The sequence below is a fragment of the Moritella sp. Urea-trap-13 genome (assembly GCF_002836355.1).
In the GTDB taxonomy this organism is placed as follows: Bacteria; Pseudomonadota; Gammaproteobacteria; order Enterobacterales; family Moritellaceae; genus Moritella.
Genome location: NZ_PJCA01000001.1, coordinates 122,369 through 137,777, shown reverse-complemented (window position 1 = coordinate 137,777; position 15,409 = coordinate 122,369). Strand labels below are relative to the sequence as shown.

Sequence of the window (15,409 nt, the reverse complement as noted above, 5' to 3'; positions counted from 1 at the left end):
TGCCATGATATTACGCAGAGAAATACTCAAGGCATTCGGATTATTAGGCGCATCAACCGCATTACTGCGACCTCATCCGTTGCAGGCACTGCAAGCAATTGCAGACCAACAACATGCTGCAAACGATTATAAGGGATTGGTTTGCATTATGCTCAACGGTGGTAATGACGCTTTCAATATGGTATTTCCTGATACCCTACATCCACAATACCAAAACTACATGAATACCCGCCAAGCATTGGCTGTGCCGAATTATGTGAAGGAGCCGCAGTACTTAGCAAATAAAGGTGATGACCGTTACAGCAAAGCGCTATTGCCTATCATGTTACGTGATCTTGATGGTAATCAGCATGCGTTAAACTTTCATCCGGGCATGCAGGGGCTACAAGCGTTAAGCCGAAATAAACAAGTGGCTGTTATTGCTAATACTGGTGTGTTGATTGAGCCTGGTAGTCGCGAAGAATTTAAGCACAATCGTAAACGAAAACCGGCATTTTTATTTGCCCATAACCAGCAGCGTAAAGCGGTTTATTCGGGTATTGGCGATAATAATGTCACGACGGGTTGGGCGGGGAATATGAATGAACTGCCGAGCTTGTCAGACCGTAACTTATCACAAGGTAATTTGAACGCTGTTTTACCTATGGGTATTTCTTTCCGTGGTAGTCACCAATGGTTACGTGGTCAGCAAACCATGGGCGCGGTATTAGCGCCAGGCAAGCCAGGTAAAATTATCGGTCTGGATGAGCAAGGCAACAAAAGACAGCAAGCCAGAACCCAAACCGTACGAGCGTTGCAGTCGCTGCCAAGTGATGATGTGTTAATTCGTTTAATGCGCGGAAAATTAACCTCAGCGCAAGATCTGTCAACGGTATTAACACAACTGTGGACAAAGCACAGTGAAGCATTAGCCAAGATTGATGCCTTGTTTGATGACGGTAAGTTATCACGGCAATTAGCAGCCGTGGCGCAAACTATCTTGTTACGTGAAAGTTTAGGCATGCAACGCCAAGTCTTTATGGTCGAGCTAGGCGGCTTTGATACTCATGCCGGGCAGATTGATAAGCAGCCGCTGTTATTGGCAGAGATCAGCCGCGCAATAACCAGTTTTCAACAAGCCCTAGCGTCTTTATCGTTAAGCCAACAAGTCACTACATTTACCGCGTCTGATTTTGGTCGAACTTTAACCAGTAATGGCAATGGCACCGATCACGGTTGGGGTTCACATCAACTGGTTGTTGGTGGTGGGGTGCAGGGCGGGTTATATGGTCAGTGGCCAAGTATGTTACGTGGTGGGGCTGATGATTATCGCAGTGGCAGACTGCTACCGACAACCTCACTGACGCAAATTAATGCCAGTTTAGCAGCCTGGTTTGGGGCTTCCGCAGATGAGGTAAATATATTATTTCCGAATCTAAAGCGCTTTCCGACTGGGGCTCTGCCGTTATTTCAAGGAGTTAAAAACAAGGCTCTGGTTTAAAATATTTCTAGTCATTTAGCGTAAATATATTTGTTTGAACTTTAGTGCGGTTATTGCTACCCTGCGAGGCGTTTTATTTATTGGTGTCATTGATGTTTATTCGATGGGCCATTCGTTTTTACTTTTCGATCAAAAGTATTGCAGGATATATGCTTAAGCATAATTTATGGACAGTGCGTTTAAAATAAATAACCAGTTAAAAAATAGTCAGTTAAACAAATATAGTATTGAGACCACCGACTACCAAGTAGGTCAAGATAACATTCAAAAATGGGGCTTCGATATACATAACACTGTATTCGGTATTAGCGCTGGTTTAATCTTCCTACTCATCTCAGCCCTCCTCTACGTAGACCCTACCACAGCCAAAGAAGTACTAACGAATGTTAGAAATAGCATCATGGCAGAATTTGATGTGGTCTTTATGTGGTCAACTAACTTCTTTGTTGCTTTTACTATGTTACTGATTATATCACCGTTTGGTAAAATCCGAATCGGTGGTAAAGAAGCGAAAGCAGATCATTCAACTTTATCCTGGTTGACGATGCTATTTGCTGCTGGTATGGGCATTGGTTTGTTGTTTTGGGGTGTTGCTGAACCAACAGCTTATTTCACCAACTGGTGGGGTACACCGTTAAATGTTGAACCATTCACGGCAGAAGCTAAATCATTAGCACTGGCGGCAACGGTTTATAACTGGGGTATTCACGGTTGGGCAGTTTATGGCGTTATTGGACTTGCTCTGGCTTTCTTTTCTTTTAATAAAGGTTTACCACTATCAATTCGTTCGGTATTTTATCCGATCATTGGTGATCGTGCGTGGGGCTGGACTGGTCACGTTGTTGATATCATGGCTGTACTTGCGACGTTATTCTCGTTAGCTACATCACTTGGTTTAGGTGCTCAGCAAGCGGCGAGTGGTATCAATCATGTATTTGGTACTGAAGGCGGTCTTGGCTTACAGTTAGTGGTAATTGTACTTGTTACCTTAGTGGCTATATTCTCCGTTATACGCGGTATTAATGGCGGCGTTAAAATATTGAGTAACATCAATATGGTGTTTGCATTTGCACTATTAATCTTTGTATTGATTATTAGCTTTGATGTAATCATAGTCACAATTCCAGAAACATTTGTTGCTTATGCAGAAAATTTCGTTGCTTTAAGTAACCCGCATGACCGTGGCGATCTAGCGTGGATGCAGGGTTGGACGGTATTTTACTTTGCATGGTGGATTTCATTAGGACCATTCGTAGGTATGTTCATTGCGCGTATTTCTAAAGGTCGTACAGTACGTGAGTTCTTGTGTGCTGTGATCTTTGTACCAACGTTAGTGACACTGATATGGATGGCGACATTCGGTGGCATTGCTATCGATCAAGTGATGAATAAAGTCGGTGAACTGGGTACTAATGGTTTAACTGATATTTCGTTATCATTATTCCACGTCTACGATGCAATGCCGTATGGTGATGCACTGTCAGTATTATCGATTGTATTGGTATTAATCTTCTTTATTACCTCATCGGACTCAGCTTCGCTGGTGGTCGACAGTATCACGTCAGGCGGTAAGGTTGATGCACCCGTACCACAACGTATTTTCTGGGCTATCATACAAGGTTCAATTGCTGCGACTATGCTTTGGATCGGTGGTACCGATGCGCTACAAGCGCTACAAGCGGGCGTTGTAACGACTGGACTACCCTTCGCCTTGTTAATGCTCGTCATGTGTGTGAGCATAATTAAAGGTTTGAATTCAGAGTATCATTTATATAAATAATGACTTATTTACCAATACTTACTCATGGTTAGTAATAAGTATTTTTAAAATATAAGTGTTAAAACTGTATTTTATAAAATCAAAAATGAGTAATGTAAACGGCCGCAAATGTATGTTTGAGGCCGTTTTTTTATGTCTGACGCTTTAGTTTTTAATGCCAAAATTTGTACGCAATCTAGATTTAAGTGTTTAATATATGAGTAATTATCAGTATTATTAACTGAACTGTATTCTTACGATTTTGGATAGCATTTTATTATCGATATAAATATTTCATGGTCAAGTGCAATAATACTCTTTTTATCTTAAACATATTTTTATGTATATTTATATCCAGAAACTTTATGTTCTATTTAAATAAAGTTCAGGCAGCGGTTGTTTGAGTTTTGTGACATTTTTTGCTACTCTTCAACCGATTTTTATCACTTGGCTCATTATGGTTTTAACTAATGACCCTTTCGTTTTTACTTTTCGATTAAAAAGTATTGCAGGATATATGCTTAGCATAACTTATGGATAGCTCGTTAAACAAAAATAGTACGTCAAATAAATATAGTATTGAAACCACTGACTACCAAGTCGGTCAGGATAACGTTCAAAAATGGGGTTTTGATATACATAACCCCGTGTTCGGCATTAGCGCCGGATTAATAGTTCTCTTTCTCTCAGCCCTCCTCCTTGTTGACCCCTCTACCGCAAAAGAAACATTAAACAGCGTACGTAATAGCATCATGGCAGACTTCGATGTCTTCTTTATGTGGTCAACTAACTTCTTTGTTTTATTCACTATGGTATTGATTGTATCGCCACTGGGTAAAATCCGTATTGGCGGCAAAGAAGCAAAGGCTGAGCACTCAACCATATCTTGGATGGCAATGTTATTTGCTGCCGGCATGGGGATTGGTCTGTTGTTCTGGGGTGTTGCTGAACCAACGGCTTACTTCACTAACTGGTGGGGAACGCCATTTAATGTTGAACCGCTAACTGCAGAAGCAAAATCATTAGCACTTGCTGCAACGATTTATAACTGGGGTATTCACGGTTGGGCTATCTACGGTATCGTAGCGCTTTCTTTAGCTTTCTTTGCGTATAACAAAGGCCTGCCGTTATCAATCCGTTCGGTATTTTATCCGATCATTGGTGATAAAGCCTGGGGTTGGACTGGTCACATTGTTGATATTCTAGCTGTACTGGCAACGTTATTTGGTCTGGCTACATCGCTGGGACTAGGTGCACAACAAGCGGCAAGTGGTATCAACCATGTATTTGGTACTGAAGGCGGCATTGGCATGCAACTGATTGTGATTGCTTTTGTTACCTTTATTGCGATCCTTTCTGTTGTTCGTGGTATCGATGGCGGCGTAAAAGTATTGAGTAACATCAATATGGTGTTTGCTATTGGTCTACTTATTTTTGTCATGATTATTGGTTTTGATGTGATTGTTGTGACAATCCCAGAGACTTTGACTGCTTACGTGCAAAATTTTATTGGTTTAAGTAATCCACATGGTCGTGAAGATACATCATGGATGCACGGTTGGACTGTATTCTACTGGGCATGGTGGATCTCATGGTCACCATTCGTAGGTATGTTCATTGCGCGTATTTCTAAAGGTCGTACAGTACGTCAATTCTTGTCTGCAGTTATCTTTATTCCAACACTAGTAACACTGGTATGGATGGCGACATTCGGTGGTATTGCTATCGATCAAGTTGTGAATAACGTCGGTGAGCTTGGTGCTAACGGTTTAACTGACATTTCACTGTCTTTATTCCAAGTATACGACGCAATGCCGTATGGTGATGTGTTGTCAGTATTATCGATTATCTTGGTATTAATCTTTTTTATTACCTCATCGGATTCTGGCTCGCTAGTTATCGACAGTATCACATCGGGCGGTAAGATTGATGCGCCTGTACCACAACGTATTTTCTGGGCTACAGTAGAAGGTACGATTGCGGGTGTTATGCTTTGGGTTGGTGGCACGGAAGCGCTGCAAGCTCTACAAGCAGGTGTTGTAACAACGGCATTACCGTTTACATTTATATTGCTGATTATGTGTGTGAGTCTAATTAAAGGCTTGAACTCAGAGCGTCATTTATATAAATAATGGTTTAGTTAGAAGCTTAAATTTTACAATTTAAGTTTTGAAAACTACATCTTTTAAAATGTAATATGAAAATGCCAACGGCCTCAAATGTATGTTTGAGGCCGTTTTTTGTTTTAGGCAGATCGCAAAAATCAGACATTATAATGTCAACAAGCTGTGTTACGTTATATTTTAACTTGTGGATTATTTACTTTGAACGTAGCGGGAGAGCGAAATGAAAAAAGTCATTCTAAAAGGATTTATCATTGTCCCAACAGCGGATTTACCCGCAGTGAAAAAAGCACTTATTAGCCATAAAGAACTCACGCGTAATGAACCGGGTTGTTTAATGTTTAATGTCACTCAATCTGAGGTTAATCTTAATCGTTTCGATGTGTACGAAGAGTTCATTAATAAGGCAGCATTTGAACTGCACCAAGCTAGAGTGGAAAATTCTGCGTGGGGTAGGGCGGCGGCGAATGTTCAACGGCATTATGAGATATTGTGATTGAGACAGATTGAATCGTCATGCTATAGTCGGATTATTGAAATGCATGATTTATATAAAAGGGTTTATAGATGTCACTAGAGTCGGCCATTACATTTTTTATCGCCATATTTATTTTTGGAATAACACCTGGACCAGGTGTATTTGCTATTTTGGCTCGAGCCATGGTTGAAGGACCGAAAAAATGTATCATGCTGGCAATGGGCATGATTGGTAGTGATGTTATTTATTTGATTTTAGCGTGCTTTGGTCTGGCGACAATTGCTGAAAACTGGTCTGAAGTATTTACTGCTATTCGTTATATCGGTGCGGGTTATCTGATTTATCTTGGTTATAAGATGATCAAAGCACTACCGCAGATTAAAGATGATATTCAAGCTGAAACTATTCAAGCTGAAACTAAAGCGCAAAAAGAAGGTGCAATGCTGGCGAGTTTTACTCAAGGCTTTTTGATCTCAGCATCGAATCCTAAAGTGATTTTATTTTATATTTCGTTTTTACCAACGTTTATCGATTTAACAGTATTAAAGGCACAAGATATTGCCTTAGTGTCTGTGCTGTCGGCTATCGCTTTGCTGTCTGGGTTAATGCTGATCGCTTTTGGTGCCAGCCGCATGGCGGGAATGTTAAAAACACCGGTGGCCCATCAACGATTAAACAGAGGCGCGGGCAGTATTATGATCGCCGCTGGCGCGTATTTGGCGGTTAGTAAATAATAGCGAGTTTGCGTTGAGTACGTAATAAAGGCTTACCGAGGTGAGCCTTTATTATTTCCCGTACTTACTTACACTCTTTGAATGTTAGTTCTGGTTTTGCGACTGTTGCTGAGTACGCGCCTTGTGAATACTTTATATAGCAGGATAGGTCAATTATATTCCCACTGCTATCCATATTCTCAGGTAGGGTAATGTAGGCATTAAAAATATTACCTGATGAAGGACGTTGTGTAATCGGGTTTGTCAGTACAAAGTCGCCGTCGTTATCTGGATTTATGCCATCAATCAAGACCGATAATGTTTTGATGTCTAATTGTGGCCGCCCATAATAAAAAATACAATCGTCACAGCCTGCAATAATTTTCCCCGCATCCTTACCCGTGAGTATACTAGCAGTCTCTTTACCATGAATGGCTAATTTAGCGTATGACAATTCAATAGCATCATTTAATGCTCCTTGCATACTCTGTAATGTTGCATTTTTAGCATCGATGCCAATATTAAGAAACTTCGGTATTGCGGTTGCTGATAATATCCCCAAAATAATGATTACAATCACCAATTCAATGAGGGTAAAACCTTTATTCTTGTGCATTTTAGATCCTAAAAAAGCCAGTATTCATAACTGGCTTTATTTGCGATTAATTAAATATTAGCATGGGTTGGATAGTCAATATAACCAGCGCTATTACCACCAAACAATGTTGCACCGTCGAGGTCTGCTAGTTCGTAATTGTGCTTTAAACGTTCCACTAAATCTGGATTTGATACGAACGGACGACCGAAAGCGATTAAATCCGCGTAACCTTTGGTTAATATTTCTTCGGCACGTTCTTGCGTGTAACTTCCCGCGACAATGATGGTATTAGTGAAAAGATTTCGCAGTTCAATGCGGAAGCTTTCAGGTATTACAGGTGCATCATCCCAATCCGCTTCTGATAAATGCATGTAAGCGATGTCACGTGCTTGTAGTTCTTCTGATGCTTCAAGGATTGTAGGTACAATCTCTGGGCAGTTCATGTCTTTAAATGTGATAAAGGGCGCAAGACGTACGCCAACTTTATGAGCGCCAATTTCTGCAATCACAGCATCGACAACTTCAAGAAGGAAACGGATGCGGTTACTATTTGTGCTGCCATATTTGTCTGCACGTTTGTTCGAGTTTGTTCGAAGGAATTGATCGATAAGATAACCATTACCACCGTGGATCTCGACACCATCAAAACCAGCTTCTACAGCACGCTTAGCTGAGTAAGCAAAGTCTTTAATTACGCGATTTATGTCTGCTTGCGTCATTTCTCGTGGTTGGATGCAATCAACCATGTTGCCATTACCTTGGTCGTCAGAAATCCAAACTTTAGTTTCAATTGGTGCTAGTGCAGACGGTGCGATAGGTAGTTCACCATTTTGAAATGTTGGATGAGAAACTCGACCAACATGCCATAATTGACAGAACATGGCTGCGCCTTGTTCGTGTACAGCTGTTGTAATTGGCTTCCAGCCTTTAACGTGCTCATCGGTATAAACACCTGGTGTGAATGAATAACCTTGTGAATCATCGGAAATTTGCGTGGCTTCAGAAATGATTAATCCGGCGTTGGCACGTTGCTTGTAGTAGGTAGCCATCAGTTCATTCGGTATATTGCCTGGTTGGCTAGTACGTGCTCGGGTCATTGGTGCCATTACGACTCGATTTTTTAAGTCTAATTGTTTTAGGGTCGTGCTCTGGAATAATTTACTCATGATATTTACCTTATTTTAGCCGTTTAATGTGGATTTGTTTGCTTTAGTGATGAACAGTAAGCCAATCACTGGGACGATTATTGCAGCGTAAGGGATCATGCTCGCGCCCATACTGCTATCAAGTACGATGCCGCCAAGGATGCCGCCGAATGCGTTGGCCAAGTTGAATGCTGAGATATTTGCTGTGGCAGCTAATTCTTGACCTTCGCCGCCGTGATTCATGACTCGAAGTTGCATTGCTGGTACATTGGCAAATGATGCGATGCCGAAGATAAATGCGGCGATGACAAAAAGAATTTTGTTATCAATAGCCAGACCAACTAAAACTAATGAAAGGATCATGGCCACAGCCCAGAATAGCGATGCTTTGTTGAGGTTTTTGTCCGCCGAGCGACTACCAATGGTGTTACCTATGATGAGACCAAGACCGACAATAACTAAGATCCAAGTAACAGCATCTTCACCATAGCCGGTTATGTGCATCGCAATCGGGGCAATATATCCGTATAGCGTCATGAAACCAGACCATGCAAATGCGGTGATGGCTAAGCTCAGTAATAACATTGGATTTTTGAATGCCATAAGCTGGGCTTTAATATTTTTAGCTTCGCCGTGACCGGTTGATTTGATCGACATTAGAATGAAAACCATGGCCACGGCACCGAATGCAGCAACCGTCAGGAATGTATTGTGCCAGCCGAACTGTAAGCTGATCCAAGTACCTGCAGGAACACCCAGTACATTGGCTAGAGTCAGACCTGCGAACATTTGACCTACGGCACGACCAGCCATTTTTTCTGATACTAGGTTTGTCGCAACAACAGCGCCAATGCCATAAAATGGTCCTTGAACCAGTCCTGCGATGACACGACTCACTAATAATAACTCGTAGGTCGGTGCCAAAGCGGACAGTATATTACCGAGAATAAACAGCACCATTAACCCAGTCAGTACGGCTTTTTTATTAAAGCGGGCTAAATAGATGGTTAAAATTGGGCCGCCAATCACAATGGCTAAGGCATAAGCACTGATTAAGTAACCAGCCTGACCTTCAGTAATAGAGAGTGATACTGCGATTTGCGGTAGAATACCGGCGATAACAAACTCAGCGGTGCCAATCGCAAATGCGGCGAGTGTTAGTATCCAAACTTGGAAAGGCATTTTTTCTTTTTCAATCATCATGGTTATCTCTGTTTATAATATGCTGACTATTATATTCATTCGATTTTTTTTGATAATTGAGTAAAATACGAAATCATTATTCGGATAAGCCGAACAATAGGAGAGGGTATGGATAAATTTTCTGATATGACCATGTTTGTCAGTATTGTTAAACACCAAGGTTTGGCGGCAGCTGGGCGTGACATGGGTCTCTCTCCAGCGACAATGACCGCAAGGCTACAAGCATTAGAAGAAAGATATGCGGTGAAGTTATTAAATCGAAGCACTAGGCATATCGCATTAACGGATGCTGGTGAGCTTTATCATCAGGCGGCGCTGGAAATAATAGCCAGCGTCAATGAGACTGAAAATCGCTTACAAAATGTGGTTGAAGAGGTTAAAGGTTCACTCAAAATTTCGGCGCCAAAGGACATAGGTAAACAATATATTCTGCCAATATTGTCCGATTTTTCTAAACGCTATCCTGATGTCGTGCCTTATTTATACCTCAATGATCGGATATCAAATATTGCTGAATCGGGGATTGATATCGTTATTCGTTATGGCGAACTGGCAGACAGTAGCCTTATATCAAGGCGATTATCATCAAGTTGGCGAGTATTGTGTGCATCGCCTGAATATTTAGCCAAGCGTGGTGTGCCCCTAACACCTGAAGATTTAGTCGAGCATGATTGCTTGGTTATGTTGCGTGGTAACGAAGAGTTAAAGACTTGGCATTTCCAACAACAAGAATATAAAACCACAATGACAGTGGCAGCAAAACGATGTTCTGATGATGGTGAAGTTATTAGGCAGTGGGCATTAGCGGGGGCAGGGATAGCACTTAAATCAATTGTGGATGTGCAAGACGACATTAATAGTGGACGCCTTGTTACTGTGCTTGATGGTTATATGAAGAACTTTAATACCTCGAGGTCGGTATCGAGTGCTGACTTAAATGTTATTTATACCAGTAAGCAATATCAGCCCAAACGCATTCGCTTATTCTTGGATTTTCTGTTTGAGAAATTCAGCGACATGACTCAGCAATAAAGTTAAACCGATAAATATATCCGTGATGATAATAGCGCGCACCAAGGTGGTGCGTTTGACATATTTTAGCACCGTTATAGTACCGTTATAGCCCTGTTTTAGTTCTACACTAGCACTGTTATCACGCTTTAAGCCCAGCCTATTCCCACACTAAAGTTATTAGCTGCCCTTGTGCCAAGCATTCTAAACCCGCCGTCCTCTGGATCTGAGTTACTTATGGCTAAACGATAGACTTGGCTGAGTTTTTGCTTTATTCATATTAATGAATATGCGTAAACAAGGATGATCAATGCAAAAGCTAAAGCAAACACCCAAGTGGGTTAAAACGACATGTCCTTATTGCGGTACTGGTTGCGGTGTCGAAGCGCAAGTAAATCAAGACAATTCAGTGACTATTCGTGGTGATGAATCTCACCCTACAAATTTAGGTAATCTTTGCTCAAAAGGATTAACGCTAGCTGATACCTTAGTCCCAGAAGGACGCCTTACCGAATGTTATATTCGTGGTCAAGCGCAGAGCATGGAAACCACACTCAGTTATGTAGCATCTTCATTTAATAAGGTGATTGCCGAGCATGGCGCAGATGCAGTTGCCTTTTACGTCTCTGGGCAGCTACTTACCGAAGATTATTATATTGCCAATAAATTGATGAAAGGTTTCATCGGTAGCAGTAATATCGATTCTAACTCACGTCTGTGTATGTCTTCTGCCGTTGTCGCGCATAAGCGAGCCTTTGGTGAAGATGCTGTCCCAGCTTGTTATGCCGATATTGAAGCCGCTGAGCATATCTGTTTAGTTGGCTCGAATTTGGCCTGGTGCCATCCGATCTTATTTCGCCGTATTAAACAGGCCAAGATCGCTAATCCAAATTTAAAAATCACCGTGATTGACCCACGCCGTACAGACACCTGTGATATTACCGACCTGCATTTAGCCATTCGTCCGGGCACCGATGTCGCGTTGTATAACGGCTTGTTGGAGTACCTTGATCAAGAGAACGCTTGTGATTTAAGTTATATCGCTGAGCATACCCAAGGTTTTGAAGATGCACTTAAGTCCGCCTATCAGTCGACGCCAAGCTGGGTAGAACTGGCTGAATTCTGTAATCTCGAACTTGATACCATGTTGGCTTTTTTCCAGCGTTTTACTGATATCGATAAGACCTTAACGCTGTTTAGCCAGGGGGTTAATCAATCAACCAGTGGTACCAATAAAGTAAACGCGATAATTAACTGTCACTTAGCCACAGGGCGTGTAGGTAAACCCGGTGCAAGTCCATTTTCTGTGACCGGTCAACCAAATGCCATGGGCGGGCGTGAAGTGGGCGGCCTCGCGAGCATGCTAGCGGCGCACATGGATTTTACGCCAGAGAGTCATGCGTTGGTGAGTGAGTTCTGGCATACCGAAAAATTGGCTCACAACACCGGTGCTAAAGCGATTGATATGTTTGACCAAGTGCATCAAGGTAAGATCAAAGCGATTTGGATCATGGGCACCAACCCTGTAGTGAGCTTGCCTGATTCAGACAAAATTCAGCAGGCGTTATTAAATTGTCCGCTGGTGGTGGTGTCAGATTGTATTGCTAAATCAGATACTATTGCGTGCGCGGATGTATTGTTACCCGCACAAGGTTGGGGTGAGAAAACCGGTACTGTGACCAACTCTGAACGTTGTATCTCACGCCAACGTGGTTTTTTGCCTAGCTTAGGCGAAGCGAAAGCCGATTGGTGGTTATTAGCGGAAGTTGCTAAACGTATGGGCTTTACCAAAGAATTTAGTTTTGCTAGTGAATCGGAGGTATTTGCAGAATATGCGCAGATGACCGGATTTAAGCAAGATAGCTTACCGCGGGGTTTAGATATCGCGGTATTGGCAGCGCAAGATTATCATCAACATCAACCGATGCAGTGGCCGATACACGGGGATAAGTCTGCGGCGCGGTTATTTACTGATGGGCAGTTCTCGACGCCGTCAGGTAGAGCGAACTTCATTCCTATGTATCAAAAATCAGCGGCCAGCGAAGTCTGCCAAGCTTACCCGATGATCTTAAATACCGGGCGTAATCGCGATCAATGGCACAGCATGGGCAGAACTGGATTGGCGATCAAGCTTAATGGCCATATGCCCGAGCCTCTGTTGTCGATTAATCCACAAGATCTAAGCGAACGTGGCATTGCTGATGGCAGTTTAGTCGAGGTCGAAAGTTTGCAAGGTAAGCTATTAGTACGTGCACATGCCACTGTCAGTCAAAATCCTGGGGAATTATTTTTACCTATTCATTGGAGTCGTCAAAATGCCAGTGCGGGGGCTATATCGAGTCTAGTCGCAGGGCATACTGATCCATTATCGGGGCAACCAGAAAACAAATATACCCCAGTGAGTGTCAATGCATGGTCACATGCATCGCGCGCGGCGTTGTGGAGTCAACGTCGTCTGCAAGTCGCTAAGATATTACCTATGGTGGATTACTGGATTGAGCGACGTTTAGAGCAAGGTTTTCTATACTATCTTGCTAGCGTTGCTGAGCCAGCTGTGTTCTCCCAACAATTAAAATTAGCTTTGCATAATAGTTATATGACCAAGCAAGTCGATTATGAAAATGCGAGCGAACAGAAATATCGCTTTGCGATGAGCTTTCAGGGCGATCATAAAGACAGCTTAGATATTAGTTTAATGGTGACACCAGCGAATGATGTGGATGATAACTCTTGGTTAGCCAGTTTAACCTTGTTAATGCCTGATGTCGGTTTACGTGCGACTCTTAAAGGGCAAGCGCAAACACCGCCAAGTCGAATGGTGTGCGCGTGTCATCAAGTGACAGAATACGATATTGTTGCAGCCGTGAAAGCAGGTGCGGATACGGTTGTAGCTGTCGGTGGTTGCAGTAAAGCCGGGACGGGTTGTGGTTCGTGTATTCCAGAGATTAAACGGGTAATGGCAAGTTGTGATATTGACGTTGCGTTAGTTGATTAAGCACTATATGAAAAGTGTGCATTAAGCAGAATGGCATTAAGAGAGATTGCTTAATGCCATTGGTTTTAGTGATTAGCTGGCAGTACATAAAAATAAATCGATACAAAATGACAAGCGCTACCGAGTAACACAAATATGTGCCAAATAGCGTGGTTATACGGAATACGTTTATTGGCATAAAAAATAGCACCGGCAGAATAGGCTAAACCACCGGCAATTAACCACGTTAGTGCGCCGGTGGATAGTTTGCCTAATAGTTCATCCCCTGAAAATACGATTAACCAGCCCATGATTAAATAGAAAAACAATGAGATTTTTTTGAAACGTTCAGCCCAATATATTTTGGCGATAATACCAACCACAGCCATAGACCAAACCACAGCAAAAATACTCCAGCCCAATACGCCACGCAGTTCAATCAGTAGTAACGGTGTGTACGTCCCCGCGATCAACAAGAAAATAGCACAATGGTCAAGGGTCTTTAATTTTGCTTTCGTTGCTGGCTTAGTCGCATAATGATAAGCACTTGATGCAAAAAATAATAAAAACATCGAAATACCATAAATACTAAAACTGGTAATGCGCCAAGGATCTGCTTGCTGTATTGACGGCACTAAGAGAGCGATAAGCGCCACAATACTGAGTAAGGCACCAATTACATGCGACCAAGTATTCGCCGCTTCTTCTTTTAGACTATAAGGTGCGGTAACTGTATCTGCCGTCGCTATTATTGGTGTAGCACTTGTTATCGCTGTAGCACTCTGTGACATACATTATCCTATCGTTAAGTTGTCTTACCAGTTAAGCGTACAAGTGTACGCTTAACTTTTGTGTATTGGAAGTTACGGATGACATTGCTGGTATTTATTTTTATATATCTGCAATGACGACATTAGCTATATTTATAACCTACTTATTTTTCCTTATTTCTTGAGCAACTGTTCGCAGGACTCCTGAGAGCTTTGCTTTCCCTGCATCAATGGCATTTTCATGCCAGCGTCGTAAGAATGTGTTATTGCGCTAACGTCAATATCTTCAGATCAACAAACCTGCATTTAATTGAATTTATTTCACCTTTAAATTGTAAACTTGAATTTATTTCATGATCAAGTGAAAAATTGTAGTGCTAAAAAATTATTATCACGATAAAAATCTCTTAGCGATCACATTTATTAGTACCCCCAAAGGTATACTTCTCATCATAGTCTGGAGGGCAAGATAAATGAAAATAGAAATAGATTTTAGTGTACTGATAAAGTTTATCGCAGGTGTTATCGGTTCTCATTGTGAAATTGTAATACATGATTTAAGTGATGTATCAAAGTCGATAGTGGCAATTGAAAATGGCCATATTACCGGGAGACAAATAGGTTCTCCAGCGACTGACTTGGCATTAAAACAAATAAAAAGTATTGAACAAGGAAATACGGAACAAGGCAACAAAGAACCATTTTTACTGAATTATCGGGGGCGTGCTGGCAATGGTGCAGAGCTACGTTCATCAACCTTGATGATCTTTAAAAACAATAAACCTGAATACATGCTCTGTTTAAATATTGATGACAGTAACGTTAAAAGTGCTATTGATATGCTTAAAGCAAGCATACCTGATCATGAAGTCGCAGAGGCTCGGGATGAGAATTTCTATAACTCTATAGAGGACGTCAGTAATAGCATTATAGAGCAGGCTCAAAATGAGTTAAATCTAACGGTGTTATCACGATTAAGTTTACCTGAAAAAAATGTGTTTGTTAAAACGGTTGAGAAGTCAGGATTATTTACCATCAAAGGGAATGTGCAGAAGGTGTCCAAAATGTTGGATATTTCAGAACAGACTTTATATCGCTACTTAAAATAAATGAAAAATAATTAAGCATGAGCTATTACATGCAGTGTAACGGCTC

General features: G+C 41.7%; 12 protein-coding genes. 8 read left to right on the top strand and 4 right to left on the bottom strand.

Annotation, left to right across the window (positions count from 1 at the left end; genetic code table 11):
* Positions 1-4: 4 nt before the first annotated feature.
* The 5 genes from CXF93_RS00555 (at position 5) to CXF93_RS00535 (ending at position 6,574) form a co-directional block, all read left to right on the top strand.
* Positions 5-1,480: a DUF1501 domain-containing protein gene (locus CXF93_RS00555; RefSeq protein WP_101060351.1), complete on the top strand. Its 1,476-nt coding sequence runs from the start codon at positions 5-7 to the stop codon at positions 1,478-1,480.
* A 166-nt stretch (positions 1,481-1,646) separates the two neighbouring features.
* Positions 1,647-3,260, top strand: coding sequence for a BCCT family transporter (locus CXF93_RS00550; RefSeq protein ID WP_101060349.1), 1,614 nt, complete (start codon positions 1,647-1,649; stop codon positions 3,258-3,260).
* A gap of 512 nt (positions 3,261-3,772) precedes the next feature.
* Positions 3,773-5,371, top strand: a complete 1,599-nt coding sequence (locus tag CXF93_RS00545; RefSeq protein WP_101060347.1) for a BCCT family transporter — start codon at positions 3,773-3,775, stop codon at positions 5,369-5,371.
* 214 nt (positions 5,372-5,585) lie between these two features.
* Positions 5,586-5,858 (top strand): putative quinol monooxygenase, encoded by a 273-nt coding sequence (locus CXF93_RS00540; protein WP_101060345.1) that lies wholly within the window; start codon positions 5,586-5,588, stop codon positions 5,856-5,858.
* A gap of 71 nt (positions 5,859-5,929) precedes the next feature.
* A complete protein-coding gene (locus CXF93_RS00535) occupies positions 5,930-6,574 on the top strand; it encodes a LysE family translocator (protein ID WP_101060343.1) in 645 nt (214 codons plus the stop codon).
* A 64-nt stretch (positions 6,575-6,638) separates the two neighbouring features.
* Here CXF93_RS00535 and CXF93_RS22405 read toward each other — a convergent pair whose 3' ends face one another.
* Genes CXF93_RS22405 through CXF93_RS00520 form a run of 3 tightly spaced genes read right to left on the bottom strand, consistent with a single transcriptional unit; the run spans position 6,639 to position 9,499 of the window.
* Complete coding sequence (locus CXF93_RS22405; protein WP_101060341.1) at positions 6,639-7,169, bottom strand: prepilin-type N-terminal cleavage/methylation domain-containing protein; 531 nt, start codon at positions 7,167-7,169, stop codon at positions 6,639-6,641.
* Positions 7,170-7,219: 50 nt separating this feature from the next.
* Complete coding sequence (locus CXF93_RS00525; protein ID WP_101060339.1) at positions 7,220-8,317, bottom strand: alkene reductase; 1,098 nt, start codon at positions 8,315-8,317, stop codon at positions 7,220-7,222.
* Between the two features lie 15 nt (positions 8,318-8,332).
* Entirely contained in the window at positions 8,333-9,499 is a 1,167-nt protein-coding gene (locus CXF93_RS00520) for an MFS transporter (RefSeq protein WP_101060337.1), read from the bottom strand.
* Between the two features lie 108 nt (positions 9,500-9,607).
* Here CXF93_RS00520 and CXF93_RS00515 point away from each other — a divergent pair, with 108 nt between their 5' ends.
* Together CXF93_RS00515 and CXF93_RS00510 are read left to right on the top strand one after the other, a co-directional pair.
* Positions 9,608-10,531: a LysR family transcriptional regulator gene (locus CXF93_RS00515; RefSeq protein ID WP_101060335.1), complete on the top strand. Its 924-nt coding sequence runs from the start codon at positions 9,608-9,610 to the stop codon at positions 10,529-10,531.
* A 289-nt stretch (positions 10,532-10,820) separates the two neighbouring features.
* Positions 10,821-13,505, top strand: a complete 2,685-nt coding sequence (locus CXF93_RS00510) for a nitrate reductase (protein ID WP_101060333.1) — start codon at positions 10,821-10,823, stop codon at positions 13,503-13,505.
* A 65-nt stretch (positions 13,506-13,570) separates the two neighbouring features.
* Here the strand turns inward: CXF93_RS00510 and CXF93_RS00505 are convergent, their stop codons facing one another.
* Positions 13,571-14,275, bottom strand: coding sequence for a hemolysin III family protein (locus tag CXF93_RS00505; RefSeq protein WP_101060330.1), 705 nt, complete (start codon positions 14,273-14,275; stop codon positions 13,571-13,573).
* A gap of 452 nt (positions 14,276-14,727) precedes the next feature.
* Here CXF93_RS00505 and CXF93_RS00500 point away from each other — a divergent pair, with 452 nt between their 5' ends.
* Positions 14,728-15,363: a transcriptional regulator gene (locus CXF93_RS00500; protein WP_101060328.1), complete on the top strand. Its 636-nt coding sequence runs from the start codon at positions 14,728-14,730 to the stop codon at positions 15,361-15,363.
* The last annotated feature ends 46 nt before the right edge of the window (positions 15,364-15,409 follow it).